The following is a 15,164-nucleotide window of genomic DNA, read 5'->3' as shown; positions in this document are numbered from 1 at the left end:
CCCGCGCCCGTGTACCGGACGTGTACCGGCCGTGTGGCGGACTCGGTACGCCCGCATCCGTAGGCCCGCGTCCGCCCCCCTGACGAAGACGTCCTCAGGGGGTGCGGGTGATGCGGACGGTCCACTCCCCGTCCGGCCCGGTGCCCTCCACCGCGACCTGGAGCGGCTCTCCCGGCACGGAGAAGGTCTCGCCGACACCGACGGGGGCGTCCGCGAGGGCGGGCAGGACGGAGGTGCCCTCGCAGGCGGCGCTTGCGGGGTGGGCGTCCAGGACCTTGACGGGGCCCTCGGCGGACGCCGTGTCGGTGTGCACCTCGTACAGCAGCAGGCCCTCGGCGCACGTCGTCCGGTCGTTCCCGGCGGCGGTGCGGATCTCCATCGCGAGGGCGCTGTACTGGCCGGTGCGTACGACGGCGAGGCGGGGCGCGCCCCGTACGCCGGGCGGGGTGGCGGGCGCGGACAGCGGGGCGAGGCTGAGCCGGGTGGTGCCGGTGCCCCGCAGGCAGGACACCTGGGTGTCGCGCAACCAGCCGAGCTTCCACTTGTGCCAGCCGAGGAAGTCGGGGGAGAGCGCGAACTGGCTGCCCATGAGGTCCCAGTCCCCGACGTGGGTGTCCCAGTCGCCCTTGCCGTCGGCGGGGCGGCGGTAGAGGTCGGGCAGGTCGAAGACGTGTCCGGTCTCGTGGGCGAGGACGTTGTGGTCGGGCGGGTGCTGTTCGAAGACGGTGACGACACGGCGCAGGGCCTTGCCGTCGGCGTGCAGCGGTTCGCCGAGGTTGACGACCTTGGTCGCGTCGGAGTTGACGCCGGGCGCGTCGGGGTCGGCGACGAAGTACACGAGGTCGTAGCGCGCGAAGTCGGTGCCGGGGTCGGCGGCGGCGAGGGCGTCGCGCAGGTAGGCGGAGCGCTGCCCGCCGTTCCAGTCCCGTTGTATCGCGTAGGCCGAGGCGGGTTTCGGCATGCGGACCCAGTCGGGGCGCACGTGCGGCACCAGCCGGGTGCGGCCGTAGGAGGCGGTGTCGTAGAAGCGGCTGGTGGCGGGGAAGTAGTCGCCGCTGAGCTGCCGGGGGCTCGCCCCGGGTTCGGCGCCGGGGAACGACAGGTAGACGAGGACGGCGTCGAGGCGCCCGTCGGGCCTCGGGTAGGACCCGTTCCAGGTGCTGAGGCCCTCGGAGTGGTGAGCGGCGGTGCGCGGCAGGGCGCAGGGCCCGGCACGCAGGTCGGCGAGGGCGGGGGCGGCGACGAGGGAGCAGGCGGCCAGGGCGGCGAGCGCGGTCACGGCCGCCGCGGCGCGCCGGGGCCAGGACAGCCGGCGGCGGGCGGGCCCGCCCGGGTACGACTCGGGCTCGCGGGGCGCGGGCGGCCCGGCGAACCCGGACGGCCCCGGGGGTCCGGGCGGGATCGGGGGAAGGCCGGGAGGCAGGGCGAGGCCGCCCGTCACGGGGCGGCCCTCCGCACCTTCGGGGGAGCCTCCGGGGAAGGGGGAGCCTCCGGGGAAGCCGCCCGGGTGACCGCCGGGGAAGCTGCCCGGGGGGCTGCCCCGGTGGGCGCCGGACCCGCTTCGGCCGGAATCGCGCGGGACCGGTCCCGGCCGCGCGCGACGCCACCACCGACGGCGCCGGGGGCGGGTCCCCGGAGGCAGTTGGCGCGGTACACGGAGGTGCGGGCGCGAGGGGCGGAACACGTCCACCACCTTGCGGAGGTTTATTTACTCATGCCCTGTTTATCTGACCCGGGCGAGTGAGCGGGCACGCGGGCGAGCGAAACCCTCCCTTTTCACGCTGTGTCACATCCGGTCGGGGAACGACTGATTCACGCCCTCGACGGACAAGGCCGGGAGTCAAGTGAACATCGGCGATCGGACGTGGAGTTCCGTGCGCTCCACACGCCCCCGAATCACTGGAACGGCCCTCCGGTCGGCCTCTATGATCGGCACACTTTCCAGTACGGACACCCTGGCGAACGGCGGGAGCGAGCGGTGAACGGAACGTCCGAGGGACCGTCAGTGGCGGCCGGTGCGGACCTGCCGGGGGAAGACGGCACCGGCCTGCCGGCGGCCTTCGCCGCGCGTCCACCGGCCCCGGGCGACGAACCGGGAGGCCACCCCCTCGGCCTCACCGAGTGTGACGATCCGGGGGCGTCACCCGGGGTCGGGTGGCGGGCCGTGTTCGCGAGCGCTCCCCTGCCGATGGCCGTGGTGGACGCGGCGGGCCGGATCGTCTCGGCGAACGCCTCGCTGCGTGAGCTGTTCGCGGTGGGCCCGGAGGGGCTGACCGGGCGGTCGGCCGGGGAGCTGACGGGGCTGGTCGCCGATCCGCGTTCCGCGCGCGGGTACCAGGACCTGTTGCGGGGCCGCAGAACCCGCCTGTGCTGTGTGCGCCGGCTGCGGCTGCCGGCGGGCCGGGTGGTGTGGGCGCAGGTGTCCGTGGACCGGGTGGCGGGCGAGGACACGGTGCTGCTCTCGGTGCACGACGTGAGCCTGCGCCACGAGTTGCGTACCCGGCTGCGCCACGCCCACCGGGAGGACCCGGTGACCCGGCTGACCGGCAGGGCGTACTTCCTGGAGCGGCTGGCGCGGGCGCTGGAGGACGGCGCGCGGCGCGGCGACGTGGGCCGGGTGGGCCTGTGCTGCCTGGGCCTGGACGGTTTCGAGGCGCTCAACGCGACCTTCGGCCACCGGGTCGGCGACCGCTTGTTGCGCATGGTCGGCGAGCGCCTGACGGGGTGTGCGCGGGCGGCGGCCCCAAGGCCGGACAAGGTGCCGCTGGTGGCGCGTCTGGGCGGGGACGAGTTCGGGCTGCTGATCGAGGACTGCCGGGGCCAGGAGCAGGTGACGGCGCTCGCCGAGTCGGCCCTGCGGGCGGTGCGGGAGCCGTTCGTGGTGGCGGGGCGGCGGCTGTCGCTGTCGGCCTCGGCGGGGGTCGTGGAGCGGCACGCGTGCGAGACGAGCCCGGCGGACCTGATGCGGGCGGCGACCGCGACGCTGCGCTGGTCGAAGAGTGACGGCCGGGACCGCTGGACGCTGTTCGACGCGGAGCGCCACGAGCGGTGCCGTGACCGGCAGGTCTTGTCGGCGGCGCTGCGCCCGGCGGTCGAGGACGGGCAGTTCGAGCTGGAGTACCAGCCGCTGGTGGCCCTGAAGGACGGCACCCTGCACGGCGTGGAGGCGCTCGTGCGCTGGCGCCACCCCCGGCTCGGCCGGCTCGCCCCGGGCCGTTTCATCGAGCTGGCCGAGCAGGACGGCTCGATCGTCCCGCTGGGCCGCTGGGTGCTGCGTACGGCCTGCGCCCAGGCGCGCGCGTGGCAGCGGGACCATCCGCTGAGCCGGCCGGTGTTCGTGAGCGTCAATGTGGCGGTGCGCCAGCTGTGGGACTCGGATCTGGTGGGGGACGTCGCGACGGTCCTCAAGGAGACGGGGCTGTCTCCGGAGCTGCTGCAACTGGAGCTGACGGAGTCGGCGGTCGTCGGGCAGACGGGCCGGCCGCTGCGCGCCCTTCAGGAGCTGAGCGACATGGGGGTGCGCATCGCGATCGACGACTTCGGCACGGGCTATTCGAACCTGTCGTACCTCAGCCGCCTCCCGGTGTCGGTGCTCAAGCTCGACGGATCGTTTGTGCGGGGCTTCCCGTACGAGGCGGGGGACGGGGGCACGTCCGGGGACGGCGAGGCGCACCAGGCCGAGGAGGTGATCGTGCAGGCGCTGGTGGAGCTGGCGCACCGGCTGGGCCTGACGGTGACGGCGGAGTGCGTGGAGACCCGGGGCCAGGCGGAGCGGCTGCGCGGCATGGGCTGCGACACGGGGCAGGGCTGGCTCTACTCCCGTCCGGTCCCCCCGGACCGCATCGGCGACCTGCTGGAGACGACGGGCTGCTGTCCGGGCTGGCCGGGCAGCAGGACGACCGGGGGCGAGGACACGGACACGGCACCCGGCGAAACCGGGCCGGGCACGACGGACTGACCGCCCAGAGACGACGAACGGACCGGGCACGGCGAGCAGACCACCCCGGGGACGACGAGCGGACCGGGCACGACGCGCAGACCGGGCACGACGCACCGACCGCCCAGGGACGACGAACGGACCGGGCACGGCGAGCGGGCCGGGCGGCGAGCGGGCCGGGCGCGGCGGCGGCTCAGCCCCCCGCGCCCGCGCCGCCCCCGGTGCGCCGTCCCACGTCGAGGACCATCGTGTCGGCCTCCCCGGAGCGCCCCACCGCCGTGAACCCGGCCTCCCGGTACAGGCGCGCCACCCCGTTGCCGTCCTCGACGCTGAGGCTCAGGCGGGCGACGCCGCGCCGGGCGGCCTCGTCGACGAGGGCGGTGAGCAGGGCACGTGCCAGGCCCCTGCCCCGGTGGCCGGGTGCCACGGCGAGCATGATCTCGGGGACGTCGGGGGCGACGAAGCCGCATCCGGGGTCCTCGGCGGGCAGGGCCCTGGCCCAGGCCGCCCCGGCGGGCTCCTCCCCCGCCTCGCCCTCCTCGACGGCGACGACCCCGAAGTCCCCGGGCAGCGGCCAGCCCTCGACGTGGTGGGCGATGGCGGGGTCGGTGCGGACCTGTTCGCGGGTGAACCGCCCCTGGCCGGTCCAGTCGAACGCCTCGCGCAGCATGTCGGTGAGGAAGGGGGCGTCCTCGGCGGTGGCGGGACGGATGGGCATGGGGGTGCTCCTGGGGTCACGTCGACGGGACCGGCCGACCTTAGCCCGCCGTGGCGGAGTGTCCGTGCTCACAGGTGGCGGAACTCACGCGACTGGGCGTGCGCGCGGCGCGGACCGCCACATTCCAAGCCGGTCCGGGGCCCTGGGCACCGTAAAGCCACGCCGGGCGGGCGGGACGGGATGGGAAAGGAAGCCGTGGACCCGGCGGGCGGGCCTTTGGCGGGCCGGGGCGTGCGCGGCAATCGCCTCGCAGGCCGGTTGACGCGGCCGTAAGGTGACCGGCATGCAGGTGATCCAGTCGACGAAGCTCGCCAATGTCTGTTACGAGATCCGGGGCCCGGTGCTCGACGAGGCCATGCGGCTGGAGGCGGCGGGTCACCGCATCCTGAAGCTCAACACCGGCAACCCGGCCTCCTTCGGCTTCGACTGCCCGCCGGAGATCCTGGAGGACATCCTCCGCAACGTGTCCTCGGCGCACGGCTACGGCGACGCGAAGGGCCTGCTGGCGGCGCGCCGCGCGGTGACGATGCACTACCAGACGCTGGGCGTGGAGTCCGACGTCGAGAACGTGTTCATCGGCAACGGCGTCTCCGAGCTGATCGTCATGGCGATGCAGGGCCTGCTGGACGACGGCGACGAGGTACTGGTCCCGGCCCCGGACTACCCGCTGTGGACGGCGGCGGTCTCGCTGGCGGGCGGCACGGCGGTGCACTACCGCTGCGACGAGCAGTCCGACTGGATGCCGGACCTCGCCGACGTGGAACGCCGGGTCACCGACCGCACCAAGGCCCTCGTCATCATCAACCCGAACAACCCGACGGGTGCCGTCTACGACGAGGAGATGGTGCGCGGCCTGACGGACATCGCGCGCCGCCACAACCTGCTGGTCTGCTCCGACGAGATCTACGACAAGATCCTGTACGACGGGGCGACGCACACCCCGACGGCCGCCCTCGCCCCGGACCTGCTGACCCTCACCTTCAACGGCATGTCGAAGGCGTACCGGGTCGCGGGCTACCGGGTCGGCTGGATGGTGGTGTCCGGTCCGCGCGCCCACGCCAGTTCGTACCTGGAGGGGCTCACGATCCTCGCCAACATGCGGCTGTGCGCCAACATGCCGGGGCAGCACGGGGTGGTCGCGGCGCTCACCGGGCGCCAGTCGATCAACGATCTCGTCCTGCCGGGCGGCCGGCTGATGGAGCAGCGCGACACCGCGTACGAGCTGCTGACGCGGATTCCCGGGGTGAGCTGCGTCAAGCCGAAGGGCGCGCTGTACCTGTTCCCGCGCCTGGACCCGAAGGTCTTCAAGATCAAGGACGACCGCGAGATGGTCCTCGACCTGCTCCGCAAGGAGAAGATCATGGTCGTGCAGGGCACCGGTTTCAACTGGCCCGACCCGGACCACTTCCGGATCGTGACGCTGCCCAACGTCCAGGACCTGACGGAGGCGGTGACCCGGATCGGGCACTTCCTGGACGGCTACAGCCAGAGCTGAGCCCGTACCGCCCGGCATCACGGCGGGGACGCCGCCGCCGAACCATCACACGGGCGGCATCGCCGCGACCACCACACGGGCGGCCCGCCGCGACCACCGCACGGAGGGCACCGCCCGCCCGGCCGACGACACGACCACGGGGCGACCCGGCCTCGGGAAAGTGCGCGACGCTACTTTGGACAGGTTCTAACTTAGACACGATCCAATGTAGGATGGTCCCCAGATACCACCTGGAGGCCCCCATGTATGAACCGATCCGCGGCAAGTCGGTGCACTCACCCGCCGGCGACCAGGCTTCCTTCCCGCACCGTTCACGCGAGGAGGAGCTGGACATCCAGCTCGCCGGCCATCTCGCCGCCCTGCTCGCGGTGACCGACGAACTGCGTTCCCTCTCCCCCGACGAGGCCGCCGGGGACCTGGACGAGGCGGCCGCGGAGCTGTCCCGGCACATCGCCCGGCTGCGGCGCGGGAACGCCCCGGCCCGTTCGGCCGTGGTCCGCGCGATCCACGAGCCCGCGCTCTCCGCCCTGCACGTACGGGCGCACGCGCTCGCCGGCCGGGCCCTGGTCGTGGCCGCCTCGCGCGCCGACACGACGGTGGCGATCCTGGCCGCCCGCCGTATGGAGGCGCACGCCGCGCAGGCCGAGGGCGCCGGCGCCGTCGGCCACTCCGACCACGTCGCCGCCGGCCACTCCGCCGCGTCGGCCGACGGCCCGGCACTGGCCGCCGCCTGAGCGGTCCCGTCACCGGCGCCCGCCGGGTGCGCCACGCGGAAGACGGGCCTTCTGGGCCCGCCGCACGGGGAACGGGCCCCTCGCACGCCGTTGTGCGAGGGGCCCGTCCCTGGTTCCACGCCGGTTTCGTGCCCGGCGAGGAGGCTGGGGCGGCCCGTGGGCCGGGGCCGCGACCGGGGGGTCAGCCCAGGCGTCGTACGAGCGCCCGGTACTCGTCCCACAGCTCCTTCGGGGTGTGCTCGCCGAAGGTGTTGAGGTGCTCGGGCACGAGGGCGGCCTCCTCGCGCCAGACGTCCTTGTCGACGGTGAGCAGGTAGTCGAGGTCGGCCTCGGACAGGCCCAGGCCCCCGGTGTCCAGGGCGCCCTTCGCGGGCAGCACGCCGATCGGGCTGTCGACCCCTTCGGCCCGGCCGTCGAGCCGGTCGACGATCCACTTGAGGACCCGGCTGTTCTCTCCGAAGCCGGGCCACACGAAGCGGCCGGACTCGTCCTTGCGGAACCAGTTGACGTAGTAGATCCTCGGCAGTTTCGCCTGGTCCCTGCCCTTGGCTACGTCGATCCAGTGCCCCATGTAGTCGCCCATGTTGTAGCCGCAGAAGGGCAGCATCGCGAAGGGGTCGCGGCGCAGTTCGCCGACCTTGCCCTCGGCGGCGGCGGTCTTCTCGCTCGCGACGTTGGCGCCGAGGAACACGCCGTGGTTCCAGTCGAAGGACTCGGTCACCAGCGGTACGGCGGAGGCGCGGCGCCCGCCGAAGAGGATCGCCGAGATCGGCACGCCCCTGGGGTCCTCCCACTCGGGCGCGATGATCGGGCACTGGGCGGCGGGCACGGTGAAGCGCGCGTTGGGGTGCGCGGCAGGGGTCCCCGACTCCGGGGTCCAGTCCTGGCCCTTCCAGTCCGTGAGGTGGGCGGGGGGCTCCTCGGTCATGCCCTCCCACCACACGTCGCCGTCGTCGGTGAGCGCGACGTTGGTGAAGACGGCGTTGCCCCACAGCGTCTTCATCGCGTTGGCGTTGGTGTGCTCGCCGGTGCCGGGCGCGACGCCGAAGAACCCGGCCTCCGGGTTGATCGCGTACAGCCGGCCGTCCTCGCCGAACCGCATCCAGGCGATGTCGTCGCCGATGGTCTCGACCGTCCAGCCCTTGACGGTGGGTTCCAGCATCGCGAGGTTCGTCTTCCCGCAGGCGCTCGGGAAGGCGGCGGCGACGTACTTGCTCTCGCCGCGCGGCGGGGTCAGCTTGAGGATGAGCATGTGCTCGGCGAGCCAGCCCTCGTCACGGGCCATGACGGAGGCGATGCGCAGCGCGTAGCACTTCTTCCCGAGCAGCGCGTTCCCGCCGTAGCCCGATCCGTAGGACCAGATCTCGCGGTCCTCGGGGAAGTGCGAGATGTACTTCGTGGGGTTGCAGGGCCAGGGCACGTCGGCCTCGCCCTCCTGGAGCGGGGCGCCCAGGGTGTGCACGGCCTTGACGAAGAAGCCGTCCTCGCCCAGTTCGTCCAGCACGTCCTGTCCCATGCGGGTCATGGTGCGCATGGACACGGCGACGTACGCGGAGTCGGTCAGCTCGACGCCGATCGCGGACAGCGGGGAGCCCAGCGGCCCCATGCAGAACGGGACGACGTAGAGGGTCCGGCCGCGCATCGACCCGCGGAAGACGCCCCCCAGCCCGTCCTTGCCGCGGAAGACCTCGCGCATCTCGGCGGGGTCGCGCCAGTGGTTGGTGGGGCCCGCGTCCTCCTCCCTGGCGGAGCAGATGAAGGTCCGGTCCTCGACGCGGGCGACGTCCGAGGGGTCGGAGGCCGCGTAGTACGAGTTCGGCCGCAGCGTCGGGTCCAGCTTCCTGAAGGTGCCCCTGCGGACCAGTTCGGCGCTGAGCCGGTCGTACTCGGCCTCGGAGCCGTCGCACCAGACGACCGCCTCCGGCTCGGTGAGGGCGGCGATCTCGCCCACCCAGTCCACGAGCGCCCGGTGCCGGGTACGGGAGGGCCCGGGATCGACGGCGAGGGCGACCGCCGCGGGCCCCGCGTTTCCCGAGGGGGCCGGGGCGCCCGGCGAGGCGGGCGTACCCGAGGAGGCGGGAGCACCCGAGGAGGCCGGGGTGCCCGAGGAGGCCGGGGTGCCCACCGGAGCCGGGGTGCCCACTGGAGCCGGGGTGCCCGGGTCGGCGGAGTACTGGGGAGCCGCGTTGTCGCGCGCCACGATCGCTCCTAAGCGAGGGGTTCGAGGGTTGTGCCCCTTGGGGGCTGCGACCCGGATGCTTCGTAGCCGCTCATCCGGTGCCGACCGCACTCATATGATCCTGCGCCGTTCCCGCCCATCTGTCCAGAGGGCCTCACATCTGAGCGGAGTGACGCGGGACACGGCCCGGCGCCCCTCGCCGCACCCGCGCGCCCCCGGCTCCCGGGCACCCTCGGAGGCCGGGGAGAACCTCGCTTACGATGCCGATATGACTGCGCCCGCGTCCGACGCGACGCCGAACCACCCCGTCCCCACGGGCGAACCCACCGAGATCGCGCTTCCCGCCGTGGTGAAACCGAGAATGCGGGGCTGGCTGCATGCCGGGATGTTCCCGGCGGTGGTCGTCGCGGGTCTCGTCCTCACCGCGCTCGCCGACTCCGGCCGCGGCCGCGTCGCCTGCGGGATCTACACCCTGAGCGCGTGCCTGCTGTTCGGCGTGAGCGGCCTGTACCACCGGGGCGACTGGGGGCCGCGGGCCGGCGCGGTGCTGCGCCGGCTGGACCACGCCAACATCTTCCTGATCATCGCGGGCACGTACACGCCGCTGACCCTCCTGCTGCTGCCCGACAGCACCGGCCGATGGCTGCTGTGGAGCATCTGGGCCGCGGCCGCGGCGGGGATCGCCTTCCGGGTGTTCTGGGTGGGCGCGCCCCGCTGGCTCTACACGCCCTGCTACATCGCGATGGGCTGGGCCGCGGTGTTCTTCCTGCCGGACTTCATGCGGGCCGGCGGGACCGCCGTCCTGGTGTGCGTGGTCGTCGGCGGCGTGCTCTACAGCGCGGGCGGGATCATCTACGGCATCAAGCGCCCCAACCCCTCACCTCGGTGGTTCGGGTTCCACGAGGTCTTCCACTCCCTCACGCTCGCGGCTTTCGTCGTGCACTATGTCGGCATCTCGCTGGTGGCCTACCAGCACGCCTGACCCCCAGTACCCCCGGGCGCGGCGACGCGCCCGCCGCGCCCCCGGTGGCCGTGGCGGCCTCGACGCCACGGCCACCCGCCACGTCAGGGCGGCCACCCCGGCACTCACCGCGACGAACACGGCGAGGGCGCCGCCGGCGAGGAACCCCAGCACGACAGCGGCCGCGACGGCGAGGAACGCGGCCACCTCCCGCAGGACGCGCCCTCGCGTCCCGCCCCGTGAACCGGCGCCTCTCCTCCCGCCGGCACGCCTCGCCCACCCGTCTCCACGCGGCGCATCACCCGTCATGGGCCCTCCTCCTTGTCCTCTCGCGACCTCCGCGCCCTCCGCGACCTTCCATGATCACAACCGGTTGACCGACCGTCATCCCAGCGTGACACACACCTCGGACAATGGAGGAGGTTCCCCGCATTTGACTGAGGGCGGTAATTGCGAGCTACTGCCGCTTGATGGGCGGCGGACGGCGAACCGGGGGCCGGGAGGGGACGGGGCGGGCTGGAGCGGGAACGGGGCGGGCACGCCTCGTGACACGAGGCGCGGCACGAGGCGCGCGACACGAGGCGTGAACCGGCCGCGACGGGAACAGCCGGCCGGCCGAGACCGCGGGTGAGGACGGCGCGGAATGCCACCGGGCATAGCCCCGCCCGTCGGGGATGGCCGACAATGAGGCCATGGAATCGGTACAGTCCCCGGCGACCGCAACCACTCCCCACCTGGGTCTTCGGGAACGCAAGAAGATCAAGACCCGCCAGGCGATCCGGACCGCGACCTACCGCCTGATCGCGGCGCAGGGCTACGAGGGCACGACGGTCGAGCAGATCGCGGAGGCGGCCGAGGTCTCCCCCAGCACGGTCTTCCGGTACTTCCCGACCAAGGAGGACATCCTCCTCACTGAGGAGTACGACCCGCTGCTGGAGGACGCGCTGACGAACCGGCCGGCCGACGAACCGCTGGTCGAATCGCTGCGCCAGGTGATGCACCACGTGATGCGCGAGCAGTACGAGAACCACGCCGACGAGGTACGGGTCCGCTCCCGCCTCCTGAACGAGGTGCCCGCGCTGCGCGCCAGGATGCTGGAGAGCTTCTCGCTGACGGGCGCCATGCTGTGCCGCGTCATCGCCGCCCGCACCGGCAGGGACGCCGGAGAGCTGGAGGTGCGGGCCGTGGCAATGGGCCTGATCGGCGCGATGTCCCAGACCACGCTGTACTGGGCCGAACACCACCACGAGCACAGCCTGTTCGACCTCGTGGACCGGGCCCTCTCCCCTTTCGCGAACGGCTTCGCACTCTGACGGGGGCGTTGGTCGTCTGTCGGCGGGGGACGCGGAGGGTGTTCCGTCTCCTCCTCTTCAGGTGGCTCATCACCGGTGGCTCTTTATCGGTGGCTCCACACCGGTGATGAGCCACCGGTGAAGAGGGGCGCGGAGGGTGTGTTCGCCTTCTCCGCGCCCTCCGGCACCTCCCCGCGTGGTCGCTTCGGGCCGTTCGAGGCGCCTGGGCCGCCGCCTGGGCCGCCGCCCGGGCCGCCACCTGGGCCGCCTATACGATCATCACCCCTCCCTTGTGGATAACTTCGGGCAGCAGTCGCCCCGGCGTGCCACTCTGACCGCGTGAACGGACCGCAGATCGTCATCGCGTTCGGGCGCGGCCTGGAGACCTTCGTCTCCGCCGGCCGCCGCCACGGGCCCACCACCGCCACGACGGACGGGGTGTCCACCCTCGGCCACGTCGTGGAGTCCCTCGGCGTGCCACTGACCGAGGTCGGCGCTCTTTTCGTAAACGGCGCCCCGGTCGGCCCCTCCCACATACCGGCGGCCGGGGAGTCGGTGGAGGTGCGCCCGGTGGGCCGCCCGCAGCCGGTTCCCGGGGCGCCCCTGCGTTTCCTGCTCGACGTCCATCTCGGCACCCTGGCGCGGCGCCTGCGCCTGCTCGGCGTCGACGCGGACTACGAGGCGCTGGACATCGGCGACCCCGCGCTCGCCTCCCGCTCCGCGGCCGACCGCCGCGTCCTGCTGAGCCGCGACCGGGGACTGCTGCGCCGCCGGGAGCTGTGGGCCGGGGCCTACGTCTACAGCGACCGCCCCGAGGAACAGCTGCGCGACGTCCTCGACCGCTTCCGCCCGGCCCTCGCTCCGTGGACCCGGTGCACGGCCTGCAACGGCGCACTGCGCGAGGCCCGCGCGGAAGAGGTGCGGGACCGTCTGGAGGGCGGCACCAGCCGGACCTACGACGTCTTCGCGCAGTGCGTGGAATGCGGCCAGGTCTACTGGCGGGGCGCCCACCACTCCCGCCTGGAGGCGATCGTCGCGGACGCCGTGCGGGACTTCGGACAGCCGACGGCCACCACCCCCTTAGACGCCGCCGTCCTGAACAACGCGGCCTGGTGCTCCACCGTGTGCGCGACCCACGAGGGGCCGGGCACCTTCGGTTCCGGGGTGTGGTGGAGCGGGGGCGCGACTCCCCCGTACTACCCGGACGCGGTGACGCTGAGCCGGGAGGTCCGCGCGCGGGAGGTCGCCCAGCTGCTCGACGGTGCGAGTTCCGCCACCGCGGTGAAGGACAGTTACGCGTGCCTGGACCTGTCGCCGTACGGGTTCTCCGAGCTGTTCTCGGCGACCTGGACACACCTGCCCGCAACCACCCGTCCGTCCCCGCCCCCGTCCCCCCGCCCGCGGGTCGTGGCCGTACGGGAGGCGGGCGCCCTGGAGCGGTGGCAGCGGGCCTGGAGCGAGGAGCCCGTCGACGTGTTCCGGGCCGCCCTGCTCGACGAGCCGTCGGTGCGGGTCCTGGAGGTGCGGGAGGAGGACGGCTCGCTGTGCGGCGGGGCGGTCCTCAACGAGGCGGCGGGCGTGACCGGCCTGTCGAATCTCTTCGCCGTACGGCAGGGCGAGGAGCCGCGGGTGCTGGGCGCGGTCGTCGATGCCGCGGCCCGGCTGTTTCCCGGCTCCCCGCTGGTGGGCTACGAGTCCGGCGAGGCGCTGGCCGTGGCCCTCGCGGCGGGTTTCTGCCCGCTGGGCGATCTCCGCGTCTGGCTCCGCACCTGACCGAAGCCCGAGCGCGGTGCGGGCCGGGGCCCGCCCCAGGGCAAAGGTGCGGGCCCGCACAGGGGCGGCGAAGGTCCGGGAGCGCCCCGCCCCCGCCCCCCGCTGTCTCAGCTTCGGCTGCCGAGACGTTCGGCGACGGCCTCCGGGTCGGTCTCGGGCCGTTCGCACACGAAGCCCTTGCACAGGTAGGCGGCCGGGGCGCCGTCGACGAGCGGGCGGCCGGCGAGCAGCGGGAACTCGGGCTCCTCTCCGGGGGCGCCGACGGCCACGACCGCTCCCGGGGACGTGGCGAGCAGCGCCGTACGGTGCAGGGCGCGGGTGCGGGGGTCCTCGCGGTCGCCGACGACGGCGATCTCGTAGGGGCCCGCCAGCCGGGCTTCGGCGACGGCGAGTCCCTGGCTGATGAACCGGGGTACGCGCGGGCCGAGTGCGCTGACGACGCCGAGCGCCTGTTCGGCGGCGGTGCGGTGGGCCTCCGAGCCGGTGTGCGCGGCATAGGAGAGGAGGGCTCCGGCGGCGGCGTTCCAGCCGGAGGGGGTGGCGTTGTCGGTGGGGTCCTGCGGGCGGCGGATGAGGGGTTCGGCGTCGGCGGCGGTGTCGTACAGGGCACCGGACGCGTCACGGAACTGGTCGAGGACGATGTCGAGCAGGAAACCGGCGAACTCGACCCAGACGCCTTCCCCGGTGACGGAAGCCAGGGCGAGGAAGCCCTCGGCGACGTCCGCGTAGTCCTCCAGGACTCCGGCGGTGGTGCCGGGGCGTCCGTCGCGCGAGGTGCGGGTGAGCCGGGCGTGCGGGTCGAGGTGGAGGCGGACGAGGAGGTCCGCGGCGTCGACGGCGGCCTGGACGAGGTCGGGCCGTTCGAAGGCGGCTCCGGTCTCGGCGAGCGCGGCGACGGCGAGCCCGTTCCAGGCGGCGACGACCTTGTCGTCCCGTCCGGGCGCGGGGCGTCCGGCGCGTGCTTCGAGGAGGCGCGCGCGCAGGGAGTGGAGCTTCTGGGCGTCCAGGAGCGGTCCGCGTCCGCGGTCGCCGCCGGAGGCGTCGGGGCCGGGGCCGTCCGGGTCCAGGGCCTCCAGGTCGGGGCTACCGTACTCGTGGCTGTCACCGGCGGGGAGCCGCAGTACGGAACTGCCGTGCTCGAAGGTACCTTCCTCGGTCACTCCGTAATGGGCGGCGGCGAGCCGGGCGTCCTGTTCACCGAGGACGGCGCGCAGTTGTGCGGGGGTCCACACGTAGTAGGCGCCCTCGACGTGCCGGCCGCTGCCGTCGTCGCTGTCGGCGTCGAGCGCGGAGGCGAAGCCGCCCTCGGGAGTGCGCAGTTCGCGGACCATGAAGTCGGCGGTCTCCAGGGCCACACGGCGGGCGAGCGCGGAACCGGTGGTACGCCACAGGTGGGTGTAGGCGCGGGTGAGGAGCGCGTTGTCGTACAACATCTTCTCGAAGTGCGGCACGACCCACTCGCGGTCGACGGAGTAGCGCGCGAAGCCGCCGCCGAGCTGGTCGTAGATACCACCGCGGGCCATGTGCTCGGCGGTGTCGACGGCCATCTGGAGGGCGCCCTCGGAGCCGGTGCGCGCGTGGTGACGCAGCAGGAACTCCAGGGTCATGGACGGCGGGAACTTGGGCGCGTCACCGAAACCGCCGTGGGTGGAGTCGTAGTCGCGGGTGAGCCCGAGGAGGGCGGCGCCGAGCACGTCCTCGCCGGGCAGCGCGCTGTCCTCGGGGACGTTCAGCCGGCGTTCGGCGAGGTCGGCGGTGATGCGCGCGGCCACGTCGTCGACCTCCGCCCGCCGCTCGGCCCACGCGGAGCCCACCCCGTCGAGAACCTGCCGGAAACCGGGCGAACCGTGCCGGGGCTCGGGCGGGAAGTAGGTACCGAAGTAGAAGGGTTCGGCGTCGGGCGTGAGAAAAACAGTCATCGGCCATCCACCGTGCCCGGTGGCCGCCTGCACAGCCTCCATGTAGACGGCGTCAACGTCCGGCCGTTCCTCACGGTCGACCTTGATGTTGACGAACCCGGCGTTCATGACGGCGGCCGTGGCCTCGTCCTCGAAGGACTCGTGGGCCATGACGTG

At 73.5% G+C, this 15,164-nt stretch carries 9 protein-coding genes and 1 pseudogene; 6 read left to right on the top strand and 4 right to left on the bottom strand.

Annotation, left to right across the window (positions count from 1 at the left end):
• Positions 1 to 94: 94 nt before the first annotated feature.
• Positions 95 to 1,441 carry a M6 family metalloprotease domain-containing protein gene (locus ACFYMP_RS26255; protein WP_388862099.1) on the bottom strand — a complete coding sequence of 449 codons (1,347 nt, stop codon included), beginning with the start codon at positions 1,439 to 1,441 and terminating at the stop codon, positions 95 to 97.
• Positions 1,442 to 1,978: 537 nt separating this feature from the next.
• Here ACFYMP_RS26255 and ACFYMP_RS26250 point away from each other — a divergent pair.
• Positions 1,979 to 3,958: a putative bifunctional diguanylate cyclase/phosphodiesterase gene (locus ACFYMP_RS26250; RefSeq protein WP_388862097.1), complete on the top strand. Its 1,980-nt coding sequence runs from the start codon at positions 1,979 to 1,981 to the stop codon at positions 3,956 to 3,958.
• A 172-nt stretch (positions 3,959 to 4,130) separates the two neighbouring features.
• Here the strand turns inward: ACFYMP_RS26250 and ACFYMP_RS26245 are convergent, their stop codons facing one another.
• Positions 4,131 to 4,655 (bottom strand): GNAT family N-acetyltransferase, encoded by a 525-nt coding sequence (locus tag ACFYMP_RS26245; protein WP_388862095.1) that lies wholly within the window; start codon positions 4,653 to 4,655, stop codon positions 4,131 to 4,133.
• Between the two features lie 283 nt (positions 4,656 to 4,938).
• On the opposite strand from ACFYMP_RS26245, the gene ACFYMP_RS26240 reads away from it, so the two are divergent.
• Both ACFYMP_RS26240 and ACFYMP_RS26235 read left to right on the top strand, forming a co-directional pair.
• On the top strand, positions 4,939 to 6,150 hold the full coding sequence (locus ACFYMP_RS26240) for a pyridoxal phosphate-dependent aminotransferase (RefSeq protein ID WP_388862093.1): 1,212 nt from the start codon (positions 4,939 to 4,941) through the stop codon (positions 6,148 to 6,150).
• Between the two features lie 242 nt (positions 6,151 to 6,392).
• A complete protein-coding gene (locus tag ACFYMP_RS26235; RefSeq protein WP_388862091.1) occupies positions 6,393 to 6,884 on the top strand; it encodes a hypothetical protein in 492 nt (163 codons plus the stop codon).
• Positions 6,885 to 7,065: 181 nt separating this feature from the next.
• On the opposite strand, the gene ACFYMP_RS26230 is transcribed toward ACFYMP_RS26235, so the two are convergent.
• A complete protein-coding gene (locus ACFYMP_RS26230) occupies positions 7,066 to 9,009 on the bottom strand; it encodes a phosphoenolpyruvate carboxykinase (GTP) (RefSeq protein ID WP_388862183.1) in 1,944 nt (647 codons plus the stop codon).
• 322 nt (positions 9,010 to 9,331) lie between these two features.
• Here ACFYMP_RS26230 and ACFYMP_RS26225 point away from each other — a divergent pair, with 322 nt between their 5' ends.
• From ACFYMP_RS26225 to ACFYMP_RS26215, 3 genes and pseudogenes are all read left to right on the top strand, one after another.
• Positions 9,332 to 10,045: a hemolysin III family protein gene (locus tag ACFYMP_RS26225; protein ID WP_388862089.1), complete on the top strand. Its 714-nt coding sequence runs from the start codon at positions 9,332 to 9,334 to the stop codon at positions 10,043 to 10,045.
• Positions 10,046 to 10,716: 671 nt separating this feature from the next.
• Positions 10,717 to 11,337, top strand: a complete 621-nt coding sequence (locus ACFYMP_RS26220; protein ID WP_388862087.1) for a TetR/AcrR family transcriptional regulator — start codon at positions 10,717 to 10,719, stop codon at positions 11,335 to 11,337.
• 318 nt (positions 11,338 to 11,655) lie between these two features.
• Positions 11,656 to 12,375, top strand: a pseudogene (locus ACFYMP_RS26215) (Mut7-C RNAse domain-containing protein); the annotation flags it as partial.
• 821 nt (positions 12,376 to 13,196) lie between these two features.
• On the opposite strand, the gene ACFYMP_RS26210 reads toward ACFYMP_RS26215, so the two are convergent.
• On the bottom strand, positions 13,197 to 15,158 hold the full coding sequence (locus ACFYMP_RS26210; protein ID WP_388862085.1) for a thioredoxin domain-containing protein: 1,962 nt from the start codon (positions 15,156 to 15,158) through the stop codon (positions 13,197 to 13,199).
• Between the last annotated feature and the right edge of the window lie 6 nt (positions 15,159 to 15,164).

The organism is Streptomyces sp. NPDC007088 (assembly GCF_042869355.1).
GTDB lineage: Bacteria > Actinomycetota > Actinomycetes > Streptomycetales > Streptomycetaceae > Streptomyces.
The sequence above is the reverse complement of the archived record's forward strand: the minus strand, read 5'-3'. Positions and strand labels throughout refer to the sequence as shown.